The 15,759-nt window shown below is 67.8% G+C and carries 13 protein-coding genes; 7 read left to right on the plus strand and 6 right to left on the minus strand.

The window, feature by feature from the left end:
* The first annotated feature begins 29 nt into the window (after positions 1-29).
* Both OHA70_RS20615 and OHA70_RS20620 read left to right on the plus strand, forming a co-directional pair.
* On the plus strand, positions 30-512 hold the full coding sequence (locus tag OHA70_RS20615) for a hypothetical protein (protein ID WP_328319996.1): 483 nt from the start codon (positions 30-32) through the stop codon (positions 510-512).
* A 40-nt stretch (positions 513-552) separates the two neighbouring features.
* The gene (locus OHA70_RS20620; RefSeq protein ID WP_328319998.1) at positions 553-1,395 is read left to right on the plus strand and encodes a tryptophan 2,3-dioxygenase; all 843 of its coding nucleotides are present in this window, start codon (positions 553-555) and stop codon (positions 1,393-1,395) included.
* On the opposite strand, the gene OHA70_RS20625 is transcribed toward OHA70_RS20620, so the two are convergent.
* Entirely contained in the window at positions 1,392-1,850 is a 459-nt protein-coding gene (locus OHA70_RS20625) for a winged helix-turn-helix transcriptional regulator (protein ID WP_328320001.1), read from the minus strand. The two genes, OHA70_RS20620 and OHA70_RS20625, sit on opposite strands and share 4 nt — an antisense overlap.
* A 90-nt stretch (positions 1,851-1,940) precedes the next feature.
* Between OHA70_RS20625 and OHA70_RS20630 the strand changes: the two genes are divergently transcribed.
* Positions 1,941-3,140: a thiolase family protein gene (locus OHA70_RS20630; RefSeq protein ID WP_328320003.1), complete on the plus strand. Its 1,200-nt coding sequence runs from the start codon at positions 1,941-1,943 to the stop codon at positions 3,138-3,140.
* A gap of 305 nt (positions 3,141-3,445) precedes the next feature.
* Here the strand turns inward: OHA70_RS20630 and OHA70_RS20635 are convergent, their stop codons facing one another.
* Both OHA70_RS20635 and OHA70_RS20640 read right to left on the minus strand, forming a co-directional pair.
* A complete protein-coding gene (locus tag OHA70_RS20635; RefSeq protein WP_328320006.1) occupies positions 3,446-9,016 on the minus strand; it encodes an AAA domain-containing protein in 5,571 nt (1,856 codons plus the stop codon).
* Positions 9,013-10,197 carry a M48 family metalloprotease gene (locus OHA70_RS20640; RefSeq protein WP_328320008.1) on the minus strand — a complete coding sequence of 395 codons (1,185 nt, stop codon included), beginning with the start codon at positions 10,195-10,197 and terminating at the stop codon, positions 9,013-9,015. Before OHA70_RS20640 ends, OHA70_RS20635 begins: the two co-directional genes overlap by 4 nt.
* Positions 10,198-10,288: 91 nt before the next feature.
* On the opposite strand from OHA70_RS20640, the gene OHA70_RS20645 reads away from it, so the two are divergent.
* The 3 genes from OHA70_RS20645 to OHA70_RS20655 are packed head-to-tail and all read left to right on the plus strand — an operon-like array spanning position 10,289 to position 12,938.
* Entirely contained in the window at positions 10,289-10,906 is a 618-nt protein-coding gene (locus OHA70_RS20645) for a hypothetical protein (protein WP_328320010.1), read from the plus strand.
* Between the two features lie 14 nt (positions 10,907-10,920).
* The gene (locus tag OHA70_RS20650) at positions 10,921-11,610 is read left to right on the plus strand and encodes a response regulator transcription factor (protein ID WP_328320012.1); all 690 of its coding nucleotides are present in this window, start codon (positions 10,921-10,923) and stop codon (positions 11,608-11,610) included.
* 2 nt (positions 11,611-11,612) lie between these two features.
* On the plus strand, positions 11,613-12,938 hold the full coding sequence (locus tag OHA70_RS20655) for a HAMP domain-containing sensor histidine kinase (protein WP_328320014.1): 1,326 nt from the start codon (positions 11,613-11,615) through the stop codon (positions 12,936-12,938).
* On the opposite strand, the gene OHA70_RS20660 is transcribed toward OHA70_RS20655, so the two are convergent.
* The 3 genes from OHA70_RS20660 to OHA70_RS20670 all read right to left on the minus strand — a co-directional run bounded on the left by OHA70_RS20660 (position 12,828) and on the right by OHA70_RS20670 (position 14,876).
* Positions 12,828-13,418 (minus strand): DUF6790 family protein, encoded by a 591-nt coding sequence (locus OHA70_RS20660; protein ID WP_328320016.1) that lies wholly within the window; start codon positions 13,416-13,418, stop codon positions 12,828-12,830. The two genes, OHA70_RS20655 and OHA70_RS20660, sit on opposite strands and share 111 nt — an antisense overlap.
* A 39-nt stretch (positions 13,419-13,457) precedes the next feature.
* A complete protein-coding gene (locus tag OHA70_RS20665) occupies positions 13,458-14,150 on the minus strand; it encodes an HNH endonuclease family protein (protein WP_328320018.1) in 693 nt (230 codons plus the stop codon).
* A gap of 135 nt (positions 14,151-14,285) precedes the next feature.
* Complete coding sequence (locus OHA70_RS20670) at positions 14,286-14,876, minus strand: TetR family transcriptional regulator (RefSeq protein WP_328320020.1); 591 nt, start codon at positions 14,874-14,876, stop codon at positions 14,286-14,288.
* A gap of 104 nt (positions 14,877-14,980) precedes the next feature.
* Here OHA70_RS20670 and OHA70_RS20675 point away from each other — a divergent pair, with 104 nt between their 5' ends.
* The gene (locus OHA70_RS20675; RefSeq protein WP_328320022.1) at positions 14,981-15,742 is read left to right on the plus strand and encodes an SDR family NAD(P)-dependent oxidoreductase; all 762 of its coding nucleotides are present in this window, start codon (positions 14,981-14,983) and stop codon (positions 15,740-15,742) included.
* The last annotated feature ends 17 nt before the right edge of the window (positions 15,743-15,759 follow it).

A 15,759-nucleotide genomic window follows, 5' to 3' on the forward strand; every position in this document is an offset into this window, starting at 1 on the left:
GTTCCGTTGCGACGGGACAGGATGCTGTGGTGGCGACGGGACCGGCTGGTCCGGCCGGGACGGCTCAGGGGGCGGACTGGATCGGGCTGGTTACCGGGGATCAGGTGGCGGTTGACGGGAGCGGTTCGGTCGTTGCCTTCCGTCCGGGGGCTGGGCGTGGCGGCATCCAACTGCGGCTCTACTCATCGGACGGTCACCTGTACGTCGTACCGGCTGATGCTGCTGCTTTGGTCGATCGGGGTGTGGTGGATCGGCGGTTGTTCGATGTGCGGTTGCTGGCCCGGCCGGAGTACCGGCGGCAGAACGCCAGCGGCCTTGCGGTGATCGTGACCTATGCCAAGCCGGGGTCCAGGGAGCTGGTTCGATCGGGGCAGGGGGTTCGGGTCGAGCATGTCTACACGTCGATCGATGGTGATGGGCTGCGGGTGGGTTCGGTCGATGCCTGGCGGCGGTTGTCCGGCGGGACGGGGATCAAGCGGGTGTGGCTGGACGTAGTACCGGACTCTTTGTAGAGCAGAGGTCACCGGTAGTGATCGCGGCTATCCTCGGGCCGTGAGCGAGACGAGCGGGGTTAAGCCCAGCGGTGAAGCCGTGACCGGCCGGTGGGACGGGGTGGATGTCCACTTCGGTGAGGAAGGTGGGCGGCTCACCTACGGCAGCTATCTGCGGCTGGAGCAGTTGCTCGACCAGCAGCGGCTGGAGTCGGATCCGCCGGCGCATGACGAGCTGCTGTTCATCACGATCCACCAGGTCTACGAGCTGTGGTTCAAGCAGGTACTGCACGAGATGACGGCGTCGCGCGACGCGATGCTGTCGGGGCAGCTCTGGAAGGCTCAGCACCTGCTCCGGCGGGTGCACACGATCGAGCGCACGCTGATCCAGCAGGTCGACGTGCTGGAGACGATGACGCCGCAGGACTTCGGCGAGTTCCGGCACCGGTTGTCGCCGGCCAGCGGGTTCCAGTCGGTGCAGTTCCGCGAGATCGAGTTCCTGTCGGGTGCGAAGGATCCTTCGTTCGTGAAGCGCTTCCGTGGGTTGAGCGTCGTCGAGCAGGCGCGGCTCGAGCAGCGGCTGGCTGAGCCGACGCTGTGGGACGCGTTCCTGGGGGTGCTTGAGCAGGCTGGGTTCTCGACTGCTGATGAGGACGATCTGCGGAAGGCGTTGCAGACGGTGGCCGGAGATCGCAGCAGCCATGCGGAGATCTGGGAGCTCGCTGAGGCGCTGGTCCAGCATGACGAGCTCGCTGCGGCCTGGCGTGCTCGGCATGTGGTGATGGTGGAGCGGATGATCGGCACCAAGCCTGGTACGGGTGGGTCTTCAGGTGCGGGGTATCTGCGCAGCCGGCTGGATCTGCGGTACTACCCGCTGCTCTGGCATCTGCGGACTTCGCTCTAGACAGTGATGGTGAGCTCGTCGAGCTTCGGCAGATGGCCTTTGGTGCATCTGGCAACGATCTCGACGGGGTGGCCGTCGTGGGCGAGCTCGAGCGGCTCGGGCGGGGCGTGGTGGCGGTTGCTCCACTGCGCCAGGCCGAAGACGACGGGCATCAGGTCCTGGCCGCTCTCGGTCAGCCGGTATTCGTGGCGGCGCCGCTTGCCCGGTTCCTGGTACTCCGTCTTGGCCAGCACCCCGAGCTCGACCAGCGCCTTGAGGCGTCCGGCGGTCGTCGCCTCGGTCAGGCCGGTGCGGGCGGCGAAGTCGTCGAACCGGGTGACGCCGTAGTACGCCTCGCGCAGCAGCAGGATCGTGGATCGCTGCCCGATCGCCTGCATGGCGAGATCGATCGGGCAATAGTCGCCGAGCGGCTGCTGGCCGCGCTCGGCCAGGCGGCCTTCTAGCTGAACGTGCATAACCTCACACTAGCCGCTGACTTGTGTCTGCCATAGCCAGGGACGATTATGGCTATAGATTTGTATAGTCAGCTGGTTCTGGAGGCCGTCATGTCTGCTCGCTCTGCTGTCATCGTCGACGCGGTCCGTACTCCGATCGCCAAAGGCAAGCCTGGTGGCGCCTACAGCGAGGTGCATCCCGTCGACCTGCATGCGCATGTGCTGCGTGCATTGGTGGACCGGACGGGGATCGATCCGGCGCTGGTGGATGACGTGATCAGCGGGGCGGTCGGTCAGGTGGGCGAGCAGAGTACGAACACGGCTCGGTGGGCGGTACTCGCAGCTGGTTTCCCCGAATCGGTGCCGGCGGTGACTGTCGATCGGCAATGCGGGAGTAGCCAGCAGGCGATCCACTTCGCCGCGCAGGGCGTGATGAGCGGCGCGTACGACGTCGCGATCGCCTCGGGCGTGGAGTCGATGAGCCGAGTACCAATCGGCAGCCAGTATGCGGGTGCCGACTTCGCTGGGCCGGCTGTTGCTCGGCGGTATGAGCCGGGGTTGATTCCGCAGGGTGTCTCCGCGGAGTTGATTGCGCAGAAGTGGGATCTGAGTCGCGCTGCGCTTGATGAGTTTGCGGCTGAGAGTCACCGGCGTGCGGCTGCGGCGTGGGCGGAGGGACGGTTCGATGCCGAGGTGGCCTTGCTGAAGGCTCCGCGGGCGGATGGCGTGGCGCGTGAGTTGGGGGTCGACGAGACCATCAGGCCGAGTACGACTGTCGAGGTACTCGCCGGGCTGCGGCCCGCCTTCCAGAACGACTATTTCAGCGGCCGCTTCCCCGACATCGACTGGAAGATCACGGCCGGCAACTCGTCGCCGGTCAACGATGGCGCCTCTGCCTTGCTGGTCACCAGTGAAGAGGCTGCCCGCCGCCTGGGCCTCAAGCCGCGCGCTCGCCTGCACACCTTCGCGGTCGCCGGCGACGACCCGATCATGATGCTCACCGGCATTCTCCCCGCCACCGAGAAGGCCCTCAAGCGCGCCGGCCTGACCCCTGCCGACATCGACGCCTACGAGGTCAACGAAGCCTTCGCCAGCGTCGTCCTATCCTGGCTTGCTGAGACGGGCGTTGACCCATCCAAGGTCAACATCAACGGCGGCGCCCTAGCCATCGGTCACCCCCTCGGCGCCAGCGGCGCCCGCCTGATGACCACCTTGCTGTCCGTCCTCGACCAACGGCAGGCCCGCTACGGCCTCCAGGTCATGTGCGAAGCCGGCGGCCTAGCCAACGCCACCATCATCGAACGCCTCTGAGCCAGTACCGCCTCTGAGCCAGTACCGGCGACCTTGAACACCTAACGGTGGGCTTGAACAAGTCATACCTTGTCCAAGCCCACCGGTAGGTGTTCAGAGCCGCCGCCGGTGTTCCACTGATCGGGCCTGCCGGGCGAAACGCCAGCCGCTGGCAGCTTTTGATGCCGCTGGCAGGATGCAGCGCTCTATCGCTACCAAACCCGCCAGCCGGAACGCCGAGCCGACCGCCCCGCAGTTGGCCGGAGCTGGGCCGGCCGGAGTTGGGTGAAGTGAACCGGTCGGGAAGGCGGCCGAGGTGGTGGGGGTCAGTTGTCGGTGGGGCGGTTGAGGGTGTCTAGGAGGCGGGCCAGTACTGCGTCGGGGTTGGTGGTCCAGTCGCCTGTGAGGACGTGGTGGGTTCGCCAGCCGCCGGTGGTTAGTGCTCGCGGGTGGGTGGTTAGGCGCTCGAGCAGTGAGTCGGCGGCGATTCGTTCCGGGGTGTCGATCAGCACCGCTAGTTGGTGGCCCTCGTCCTTGGGGTGGCGTAGCGCGAGATCACAGCGGAAGACGGATTCGCCGACCTCCGTCGCCACGACGACTCCTTCGGCGCGGAGTCGCTCGGCCAGTTGCTCGGCTACCGCCGATCGGAGCGCGTCCGCGGTGCGGGTGCGCGGTACGGCGTACTGGCTGAGGGCGGCTTGGGTGGCTTCGGGGTTGGCTTGGGAGACGGCGTTGGCGTAGGTGAGGAAGCGGCGCAGGGTGTTGGCGCCGTCGTTGTAGGTGTTGGTGATCGCCTCGGGCTCGATGCTGCTGACGATGACCATGTGCTGGCGGGCGCGGCTGAAGATGACGTTCAGGCGCTTCTCGCCGCCGGAGGTGTTGATCGGGCCGAAGTTCATCAGCATCCGGCCGTCCGGTCCGGCGGCGTAGCAGACGCTCATGATGATGATGTCGCGTTCGTCGCCCTGGACGTTCTCCAGGTTCTTCACGAACAGCCCGGCGTCCTGCTCGTCGCGGGTCCGCACCTGCTCGGCTTCGTATTGCGCGCCGAACTCGGAATCGGCCTCTGCCAATTCGTCCAGCGCCCGCTCGATCTCGCCCTGCTGCGCCTCGGAGAACGCCACGATGCCGAGGCTCTTCCCGGTATCGCGCGCCAGGATCTCGCGTACGAGGCTGGCGATCCACCGCGCCTCCGCCGGGTTGGTACGCCGCACATAGATGCCATCAGCAACCCGTACCGCCGTGATGCTCCCCGCAAGCATCCCATCCACAACCTCCACCACCTGCGACCGCGTACGACTCGCAGAGGCAGCGCCGCCGAGGCTGGTGCCGTCGGCGAGCGGCGCCGGTGTGGTGTCGGTGGGTGGCGTTGGGGGGTCGTTGGTGGCGCGGACGGTCCAGGGTGGGGCGGGGTGGGCGGGGAGGCGGTCGGGGATGGTGGCTAGGCGGCCTTGGTAGAAGGCTGCGTTGCTGAAGGAGATCAGGGCTTCGGAACGGCTTCGGTAGTGCCAGGTCAGCATGGTTGACGCGAGTCGTAGGGCGCTGATCGCGAGGAAGCTGTCGTCGGACAGCGCGACACCGACGTGTTCGACCTCGTCGTCTGGATCGGCGGCTGGGGTGGCGACGCGGAAGTACTGCGTGGGTGGCAGCTGCATCTGGTCGCCGACGACGATCACCTGAGGTGCGCGGTGCAGCGCCGGAATCGCTTCCTCGATGGGGATCTGGCTCGCTTCGTCGTAGATCACCACGTCGAAGGCGGTGTCGAGGGGCAACGTGTCGGAGACCGACGAAGGGCTCATCAACCAGACCGGGCGCAACCGCGCGACGACCTCGCCGGGTGCGCCCGAGGCGAGATCGCGGATCGACTTGTACCGCATGACCTTGCCGAACTCATGCTCCAGCTCGCGCCGTCCGGTGCTGAACGCCTTCTTCCGCGCCCGCTCCTCGGTCGACATACCGGTCGCGCTCGCCTCGGAATGCGCGAGCTCGTTCAAGAACCGCTGCCGTACTCCGCCTACCACCACGTCGGCGTTGACCGTCGTCAGTTCGTCGTACACCAGACTCAACTCACCCACAATCGAGTCGAGCCGCGCCGACGTCACCTCACCCAACAGCGGAGCGCCCGCCCGAGCCCGCTCCCAGTGCAACGCACAAACCGCATACTCCAACTGCTCCGGCGTCGCTTCCAATCCTCGTACCGCGTCTTGCACGGTCGTCGGTGTTTCGCCAAACCGCCGCATCACAGCAACCAACCGCTGCACCACCGGCACCACCCCAGGCGAAGCCAGCACCTCAACAATCCCTTGTACTTCCCCCAAAGTCCGCTCGGCATACCCCTCAACCAACAGCCGGCCAGCAACCGCCTCAGCTCGCTGCAACAACTCCCCAACCCGAGCGACACGCTCCACAACCCCTGCCCGACCTACCCAAGCAGCCCCGCCGGATGGCGAGGCGGAGGAGGGCTCGCCGATAGGCGAGGAGGTGGTGTGGTCGGAGGGCATCGCGGGAGGTGTGGCGGCCGGGCCGCCGGGAGGGGTCTCGCCCGGCGCTGCGGGGTTGGTGTGGTCCGAAGGCACTCCGGGAGGTAGGGCAGTTGCTCCGCCGGGTGGTGGGGTGGTGGGGAGGTCGCTGGCGGGCGACGTGTCGGCGTCGGCCGAAGGGGTCGCGCCGGGCTGACCTCCGGTGGCAGCAGTGGCAGCAGGCGCAGGCGCAGCGGCAGCGGTGGTGGGACTGGGGGTAGCGGTAGTGGCGGGGTGGTTGGTGGCGAGGGTGTCAAGCCAGGGAGCTAGGGCTTTGTCTTGGGTTAGGTGGTGGAGGGTTTGGGAGAGGGTGGTGGGGTTGGAGGTGCCCCAGGTTTGGAGTGAGTTCTGGGTGTTGGTGGTTACTGCGGTGGTGGCTTCGTGGGCGGTGATGAGGGTGGTGAGGAGTTCGGTGATGGTGGGGCGGACGGCTCGGGTGGTGGTGTCTGTTCGGGTGTGGACGAGGGATTTGATGCGGCGCCAGTCGGAGGAGAGGAAGGCTAGGAGGGTGCCTTCTTTGCTTTGGGCAACTGTTAGGGCTGAGCGGGCGTCCGCTAGCGGGAGAGGGTCGGTCCAGGCGGAGGCTTCTTGCCAGGCGGTTTGTTCGGCTGACAGGAGGGTCTCGTGGTCGGTGGCTGCGGCTTTTAGTTCGCGGGCTGCGCGGGAATTGGCGTCCAGGGCTTCGGACTTGCCGCGTTCGGCTAGGGGGAGCAGGACGGTGCCGAGTTCGCCGAGGCGGCGAACGACGGCGATGTCGACGCAAGCCCAGCTGTTGGCGACACTCGAGGCGTCGGACGCGGAGGCGCCGGCATCGGCCGGGGCGGTGAGGCCGGTTGCGGCGAGCGCTTCGGCGACCGCAGTCCAGGCGGTGCGTGCTTCGGTGGCGGTGGCGGGGATTTCGGTGTCGGCGCCGGGGGCTGACCAGACGGTGGGGGCGATGAGGCTTAGAGGGCTGCGGGACAGTACGCCGCTGCTGGAGGGGTCCGCGGCGGCCAGGCCGGAGGACAGTTCGCCTACGACCTCGCGTGACGCCCACCAGTCGCTGGGGGTCGGGATGAGTCGGCGCTGCGAAGGATCGAGGGATGAACCCCACGAAGAGGAGCGCAACTCGGCCAAGGTGTTCACGACGGTGCGCAGCGTGGGGGAGCCGCCGGCCAGGAGGGTTTCGAATTCGCCGACGGTGGCGAGCAGGCGATCTACGCGAGTGACCAGGGCATCGCGGCGTACCGTCAGATCTTCGAGGTCGTCCGAGGCGGCGAGCCAGGACTCGTAGGTGTCGCGCAAGCCGTGGACGAAGGCCTTCTTGTCGGCTTGGGAGTCGTGGATCAGCGTGCAGAGCCCGTCGAGCCGGCGGCTCACGAGACGGGCATGGACCACGTCGAGCGCCGCGCGTTTCTGGCAGACGAAGAGAACCCGCTGACCGCGCGCCACGAAGTCCGCGATCATGTTGGTGATCGTCTGTGACTTGCCCGTCCCCGGCGGACCTTGGATCACGAAACTCTCGCCGCGCTGGGCCCGCGCGACGGCAGCCACCTGCGAGCCGTCAGCTGGTACGACGAGATGGCGCGCCGACGTCGGCAGCTCAGGCGGATCGCTCACAAGCGGCCGCGGTCGATCCGAGAACAGTTGGTCGAACGACGGGCACGACCGCCCGCTCTCGAGTAGTTCGTCGTAGTCGCGCACGAGCCCGAGCGTCCGGTAGTTGAAGTTCGCCAGGGCAACCGCGCACAGGTCGACATCCCACGAGTACGGACTGCCGTCGTCGCCGGTCTCCAGCACGTAGCTGTCGGTCTCGATCGCACCAGGCCGTCGCGGCTCGCCGAACACGACACTCAGCGGCAACTCCTGCACCGCAAGCTGATTGCGGAAGATCTGCACACCGAGCGGCTGATAGTCGGAACGCCGGTACGAGTAGGAATAGTGCCGCCCGCCGAACTCGTTCGCCGTGTTCCCGTGCTGTCGCCGCCGGTAGTTCCGCAGCTTCACCATCGCGCGCTGCCGGACGAGGTCGATCCGCGGTTTGGCCCGCAACTGCAGTTGCAGCCCCGGCTCCGAAGCCTGCAGCTCGGCCCGCAACTTCTCATGCAGTACTTCGAGAGCGTCCGGCTCGCTCAAATCCACCTTGGCCGGCAGATTGATCCCGTAGAGCTGATGCAGGTGATGACGCAGCGTCGGGTTGATCTCGGCGACCGGATCGGTGATCCGCACCGTGTACGAATCGCGCACGCCACGCTTCTTCGCCAGATCCACCTTCACGAGCACGAGCGGAGAGGTCAGTCGCGTCGACGGGTCGTTCTTCAGATCGTGCCAGCGCAGGAACGCCGGGACGAGCCGCAACTGGTCCTGCCCGTACTCCGCGCGGTCGCGCCTGGCCGTCGAGATCAGCTTGTCCAGCGCGGAGGCGGCGTACGGGGCTTCGTCGTACCGGATCCACTTGCCGAGCGTTTTGGCTTTGCCGTCGACCAGTTGCGCGGCGAGGTCGGCGTTCCAGGTGAAGAGCTGCTCGGCGCGGATGTTGCGCACGTCGAGCATCAGCGGGACGGAGACCTCGGTGAGGTTGATCGTCTGGGCCGTGTGCCGGAAGTTCACCAGCCGGTTGCGCCGCGAGAGGTCGAAAAGCCTTTCCCGTAAGGCTTTCAGGACCGCTTCGCGCCGATCCGCCGTGTCGCGGGTGATCGCGTCGACATCGAAGTCGAGCGGCTGGTCGCGGTAGTTCTCCAGCTGCTCGATCAGCGAGCGCAGGTCCTGGGCCCGGCGATGACGGTCGGGCTCGGCCATCTGCGAAGCGACCGAGACGATCACCGGATGCAGTGTGCCAGTCAGCGAATAGAAGTTGCCTCGGGCATTGATCAGCCGGGCGACGTCCTCGGTGCGGGACAGGTCGAGCCCGCAGCCGAGGCCGATCAGCAGCTGACCGAGGCTGAAGATGTCGGTCAGCGGATCGTGATGGCCGAGCAGGTGTTCCCAGCTCTGCCAGCCCGGCACGAGCACGGGCGCGGTGATTGCCTCGGGCGCCGGTTCGGTGACCTGCAGCTGCGGCCGGCCGCCACTCTCGCCGAGGTCGAGCTCGACCTGGCGGTGCGCGACGACCTCGACGGCCGAGGCGCGATACCCTTCCCTGGCAGCGATTTCGGCGGACTGGATCAATGGACGAGCTGCGTCCTCGGGCGCGAATCCGAGCCTGGTCCGGTCGTCGACGGTGATCTGGTCGAGCCCGCGCAACGGCGCGACCAACCCGCGCTCGTGCACCTCGGCGGTCGCATGGAAAAGCGGCAGGACCGCAGCCAGCAGCGCATCGTTGCCGAGCCCGCCTTGCGAGACGGCCAGCGCGACGAGATCCCTCATGCCGGTGCCCGCCGGCGCGACGAGTTCTGTCATGGCGTCACCGCCCGGGTCAGCTCGGCTCGACGCTTGTCGCTCCAGCCAAGTTCGTCATCGGCCAGATCGTCGTACTCCGAAAGCCCCGCCCTCCGCGCCACCCCCAGCGACGCGATCAGCCCGTCATCACCCAACTCGGGATCGGCCGTCGCAAGATCAAGCAGCAAATAACACAGGTACTGCCGGGTCGCCCCCGTCAACGCCCGCGGCCGTGGAATCGGCGCACCGTCGACCGGCCGGATCGCCAACGGCTCGTCAAACCGCGGCACCGCTCCACCCGGTACGCCGAGAGGCCCGGGTGGATCCGCGAACCCGGCCGCATACGTGGCGACCGTGTCCGAGCGCAACCCTTCCGCCTGGGCGATGTGCGCCGCGAAGTCCATGCTGACCTCGCGCAGCAACGCGGCGTCGAGCAGATCCGGCGAGTCCACGTCGAGCGGGCCGGTGAGCAGCACCTCGACGTCCTCGTCGGCGAGCCAGTTCTGGAGTGCCCAGGCGCGGGCGACTCCTTCGGGGTGACTCGTCCCGCGGCTGCCGGTGCTCAGGTCCAGCTCACTGGCTTGCCGGAGATAGGCGGCTGGGTCGACGGAACCCAGTCCGGTTTGGACCTTCAGCAACGCGCGGACCGTAGTACCGAGGTCTCCGCAGGCGATGAGTGCGCCGCGGTCGGCGAACAGCTCGCACGCCATCACCCAGCGCCGATGAGTCTCCAGGTATTGCGCCGGCGTGCGCGCGTCGGCCGCGGCCGCGTCGAGCAGTCGGTCGACCGCAAGATAAGAGCCGTCCTCGAGAGTCCACAACAGACGATGCGCCAACTCATGCCCGCAGACCGCCGTCAGCTCCTCCGCATCCAACCGCTCCAGCAACGGCCCCTCGAACAGGATCACCGCCCGATCGCTCTGATGCAGCAACGACGCGTTGGGCTGCCCGGCCCCTTGCGCTTGGAAGAACTCGAGCTCCACCTGAAGCCCCAGCGCCTCCGCGGCCCGCCGCCCCGCTGCGTGCAACTCCGCATGACTCTCCGCCTCGAGCCGGTACGTGTTCCGCAGCAGCGCGTCGCTCAGCCCGTCGTCCTGTGCCTCGCCATCCCGCAAAGCCGCCCAGGCGCGCTCATCCACCCGGCGTACCTGCGACAGGACGGCCCGGTGATATCCCAGCACCCCAAGCGACTTCTCAACCACAACGTCACCTTAACGACCCCCACAGACAGAAAGTTCACGCTAGTGTCAGCGCGCTCTGACATGGGCATTGGTGGGGTAATCGATCAAGGAGATGACCCGCGTGAAGCTCTACTCCGATGTGGGTGTGCAGCGGTTCGGGCAGGCGTTCGGGGACCTGATGTTGCTGGGCTGGATCGCATTCTGTACCGCGCTCGGGCTGTTCGTCTTCAAGATCACCAACGCGCTCGGCTACCCCGGTCGCAAGACGGCCGAGGCGGGCGACGGGCTGGCGGCCGACCTGCACAAGTTCTCGGAGCCGGTGGGCAAGGTACCGGCGGTCGGTGACGAGTTGCGCGCGCCGATCGACGGAGCGGCGAACGCGGCGACCAGGCTGGCTGAGGCGGGGCGGGACCAGGCGCATGCGGTCGAGCAGCTGGCCTATCTGCTGGCCGGTGTGACGATCGGGTTGCCGGTACTGTTCGCGCTGCTGATCTGGCTGCCGCGGCGGATCCGGTTCTCCCGGCGGGCGACGGCCGCGCGCAAGTTCATCGACAACGCGGCCGACCTCGATCTGTTCGCGCTCCGGGCGATGGCCAACCAGCCGATGCACAAGCTGGCCAAGATCTCGGACGACCCGGTCAGCGCCTGGCGCGAGGGCGATACGCGAGTCATCACCCAACTCGCCGACCTGGAACTTCGCAGTACCGGCCTGAGACTGCCGACCACCTAGCTACCCTCAATCTCATGGCAAGGGTTCTGCTGGTTGAGGATGACGACGCGATCCGGACGTCGCTGAGCAAGTCGCTCACGGCGGCCGGGCATGCCGTCACCGCGCTCGCCAGCGGGGCCGAAGGGGTCGCGGCCGTCGCTCGGGAGAAGCCCGACGTGATGTTGCTCGATCTCGGGCTGCCGGATCTCGACGGGCGGGACGTGCTCGCGATGGTCCGCGCGGTCAGCGACGTACCGGTGATCGTCGCGACCGCCCGTGACGACGACGCGAGCGTGGTGCGGCTGCTCGACGCGGGCGCCGACGACTACGTGATCAAGCCGTTCAGCTCGGCCCAGATCGACGCGCGGATCCGGGCCGTACTCCGCCGAGGCGGCCCCGACCAGCCGGGCGAATCGATGCTCAGCCTCGGCGCGCTCTCCATCGACCCGGCCAGCCGCGAAGTGACCGTCGATGGCCAGCCTGTCGACCTGACCCGCAAGGAGTTCGACCTCCTGCTCGCCCTGTCGCGCCGGGCGGGGACGGTCGTGACCAAGCGCGAGTTGCTGGCCGAGGTCTGGGGCCTGCCGTGGGGTGGCGGCGACCGTACCGTCGACGTCCACCTCTCCTGGCTGCGCCGCAAGCTCGGTGAGACCGCCGCCGAGCCGCGCTTCGTGCACAGCGTCCGCGGCGTCGGCGTGAAGCTCGCGCCTCCGGAAGCGGGCTGACGATGCGCCGCCGGATCCTGCTGCTCTCGGTCGGGATGACGACCCTGGTCGTGCTCGCCTTCGCGATCCCGCTCACGCTCCTGATGCGCAACGCCGCCGCCGACGAATCGCTCAAGGCCGCTCGCTACCAGGCCGAGAACGTCGCGTACTACGTCGGCGACAAGGACCACACTGCCGCCGACATCCAGGCCTACATCGACGAGGTCAAGAAGAACAGCGCCGGCCGTATCTCCGTCCGTCTCCCCAACGGCACCACCCTCGGCGACCCGCCGCCCGGTGGTGTTGCCGACCCCAAACCGGTACCAGGCGACGACGATGACGACGACAAGCACGGCCCGCCGAAGCTCTCGACGGCCTCCTTCCGCGCCATCGGCGGCGGCAAAGCGACAGACATCAGCGTCGGTACTCCGGAAGGCCCCGCCGCCGTCTGCCTGTACCTGACCGCCGAGGAGCTGTACGACGGCCTGCTGACCCGCATCCTCATCCTGCTCGGCGGTAGCCTCCTCGTCCTCCTCCTGAGCGTCATCGGCGCCGAACTCGTCTCCCGCCGCCTGGCCCGCCCTCTCGAAGAAACCGCCCGTACTGCGGAACGCCTCGCCAAGGGCGACGTGGATGCACGAGCCCCTACCAACGGCCCGGCCGAGGTGGCCAAGGTCGGTGCCGCCCTCAACGGTCTCGCCGACCGCATCGACGAGGTCATCGCCGTCGAACGCGAAGCCGTCGCCGACCTCTCCCACCGCCTGCGTACTCCGCTGACCGCACTCCGCCTGCAGGTCGAGGCACTGCCGGACCGCGAGCGGGCCGAGGAGCTCAACACTCAGGTCAACAGCCTGGAGCGCACCCTCACCGCAGTCATCAGCGCGGCCCGCCGCCCGCAACGCGAGGGCCGGGTCCCACACTGCGACGCAGTAGAGGTGACCCGAGCCCGCGCCGCCTTCTGGGCGCCGTTGTTCGAGGACCAGGGACGGGACCTGGTACTAGACCTAGTGCAGCCGCCTGCCATGGTTCGAGCCTCAGCCGATGACCTGTCCGCGGCACTCGACGCCCTGGTGGAGAACGTCGTCGCCCACACGCTTGACGGCACCCCTGCGCGGATCATCCTTACCCGGCAGGCTGTCGGCAGCAGTACCGGAGTACTGATCGTCGTAGCCGACGAAGGCCCGGGGATCCCTTTAGGAGCAGGGGAACGCGGCCGTAGCGACCGCGGGTCCACCGGCCTAGGCCTTGACATAGCCCGGCGCTGCGCCGAGGCCGCTGGTGGACGGCTCACCATCCACCCGAACCTCCCGCGCGGCTCCTCCGTCCACCTCACGCTCGCGTCGCCGTGAGACGACCGCGAGGATGATCATGACCGCGGGGATCAGCAGGTCGTAGACCAGGACTCCGCCGGTGTTGCCGGGGGCGTGGTCGCCGTTGGCGAACCATTGGTACAGGTGGCCGATCACTGCGCCCCAGAGGAACATCCCGGCGCCGAGGCCGATGGTGATGCGCTCTCTCGCCGAAGCTGAAGGCGAGGCGGCTCGGAAGGCCATGACCGCGAGGCCGAGGTTGGCGAAGGCGATCTCGAACAGGAACGGCGACCGGTTGAACCCGATCGCGGTCGCCATCACGTCCGGGATCGTGAGGAACGAGATCGTCATCCACAGGCTGCCGCAGCCGAGGGCGGCGACCGCCCACCAGCGTTGCCAGGTCTCCAGCTTCGCTGCGGCGGACGGACTGTGGCGGGTGCGGATCGTCGCGCCCACGACGGCGATCAGCAGCCAGAGCATCGGAACGGCGGACTGGACGACATAAGTAGGTGTACTCATGCCTTGAGTGTTGCACGGTTAATATTAACTATGCAAGACTCAGCTTGTGCAGGTGGGCGCGAGGGTCTGTGCGGCCAGCTGGTCGTCGCGAGTGATGGGCAGCTTGTACTTCGCGGCGACGTGCAGGTAGCGGGCCACGTACTTGCAGCGGAACGACTTGTTGAGTGGCAGCCATTCACCTGGCCCCTGGTCGGACTTGCTGGCGTTCGTGGCGCCGTCGACGGCGAGCAGGTTGTCGGTCTGGTCGTTCGCGAAGTCCACCCTGCGTTGCGCCGGCCAGGTCGAGGCGCCGAGGTCCCAGGCTCTGGCCAGCGGGTAGATGTGGTCGATCTGGACCTTGCCGGCTGCCGCTTTGCGGAAGTTGATCAGCCGGCCGGTGTACGGATCCAGGAGTTGGCCGGACATCACCACGCAATGCTTCGCGCCGGCCTTGAAGCTCACGTCGGTCAGTTGCTTGGCGAGCACGTTGTTGCGGGTGTCGCAGCCGTCATGCCCGCCCGGTCCGGCGTGGGCATCGGACCACGCCTGACCGAACGAGCAGGCGCCGGACTTGCCGCAGTCGCGGTCGTAGCCCTTCACCTTCGGACGGCTCGCGACGATCTTCACCTTCGCGAGTTCGGCCCGGATCGAGCCGGTCGCAGTACCGGTGGGTTCTGGCTCTATCGCAGTACAGGCGGTGCTGAGGAGGAGCAGGGAAACGAGCAGGACGACAGGGCGGAGGGCAGGCGTCATCGGCGGGTGCAGTACTCACTTCGGGGCGAGGGGGAGACGACTGGTCAGCGTCGTCCGCTGGCGAGTTCTATCACCGCCGGGCGACGCGGGCTTCGAAGACTCGCCAGCTGGAGCGGCGGATCAGCGAGCGGCGGATCAGCGAGCGGTGGCGAGGCGGCGGGCGGCGTCGACGACGAAGGCCCGGCGGCGGGCGCGTTCGTCGAGGTCGTCCCCGCCGACGCCGGTGATCAGCTCGGCCAGCTGGGGGACGGTCTGCCACCAGGCCGCGAGTGCGATCAGAGCGAACACCAGGTGGGCCGCATCAAGCTCAGGATCGAGTACGCCGGCACGCTGTGCCTGAGCGAATCGCTGGACCTTCTCGCGGTAGTGCGCCGACCGCCGCTCGGTGTCCGCGGCCGGTCCTCGCGTGAGGCCCTCCCACTGCAGTAGCCGCCCGAGCTCGGGGTGCGCCGCGTGGTAGTCGTACGTTGCGCCCGCGAACTCGCCCACGTCGTCGAGCCCCGCCCCGGTCAGGGCCACCGCGCTGGCCAGCTGATCCAGCTCATCGGTGAGCACTGTCTCCCACAGCGCGAACTTGTCGCCGTAGTAGCTGTAGAGCCGCTCCTTGTTGATGCCGGCCCGCGCGGCGATCCGGGTCATCGTCGTGCCGTCGCGCCCGTACTCGGCGAATTCGGCCGTCGCGGCCTCCTTCAGCCGGCGGCGCGTTCCTTCGGTGTCCCAGGCCATGCGCAAGCTTAGAACATCTCCAACGCAATCGTTGCAGATTGGCCGGCCGGACCGTACAGTGGAAATCTCCAACGCTACCGTTGGAGATTTCCCGAGGAGGCGCAATGGAAGAACACGGTTCCGCTAGCGTGGCGGCCGGTCCGGCTAGCGGTGCCGGGCTGGCGCTGGTCACGGGTGCCAACAACGGCATCGGCAAGGAGATCGCCCGGCAATTGCTGAGCTGCGGTTTCACCGTCTACGTCGGCGCCCGAGACGCCGAACGCGGCCAGGCGGCCGTTGGCGAACTCGGCCCGGGCGCTCGCCTTCTGGTGCTCGACGTGACCGATCCGCGGTCTGTCGAGGCAGCCGCGGCGCAGGTCCCCGCGCTGGACGTCATCGTCAACAACGCGGGCGTCAGCGATCTGGGTCAGACCCCGGTGGAGACCGAGGTCGACACCCTTCGCCGGGTCTACGAGACCAATGTCTTCGGCGTGGTCACCGTCACCAACGCGTTCCTCCCGGTCCTGCGGCGCTCGGCCCGTCCGCGCATCGTCAACGTCTCCAGTGGCACCGGCTCGCTCGGCTGGAGCACTGGGCCGAACCCGCAGTTCGACCACCGGGTCGGCGGAGCCGGCGCCGCGTACCGCTCATCGAAGACCGCGCTCAACGCACTCACCGTGTACTACGCGCAGACGCTCGCCGAGGACGGTTTCAAGGTCAATGCGCTGGCTCCCGGCCTCCGCGCCACCAACCTCAACGCCCGCGCGGCCGAGTCCGGCGGCGACCCAGCAGAAGCAGCAGCCGGCGCAGTCCGTCTTGCCCTCCTCCCGAACGACGGCCCGACGGCGGGCTTCTTCTCCTGGGACGGCACGGCAGCGCCTTGGTAGTCCCGGCAACAGAAAGG

Source organism: Kribbella sp. NBC_00382 (genome assembly GCF_036067295.1).
In the GTDB taxonomy this organism is placed as follows: Bacteria; Actinomycetota; Actinomycetes; order Propionibacteriales; family Kribbellaceae; genus Kribbella.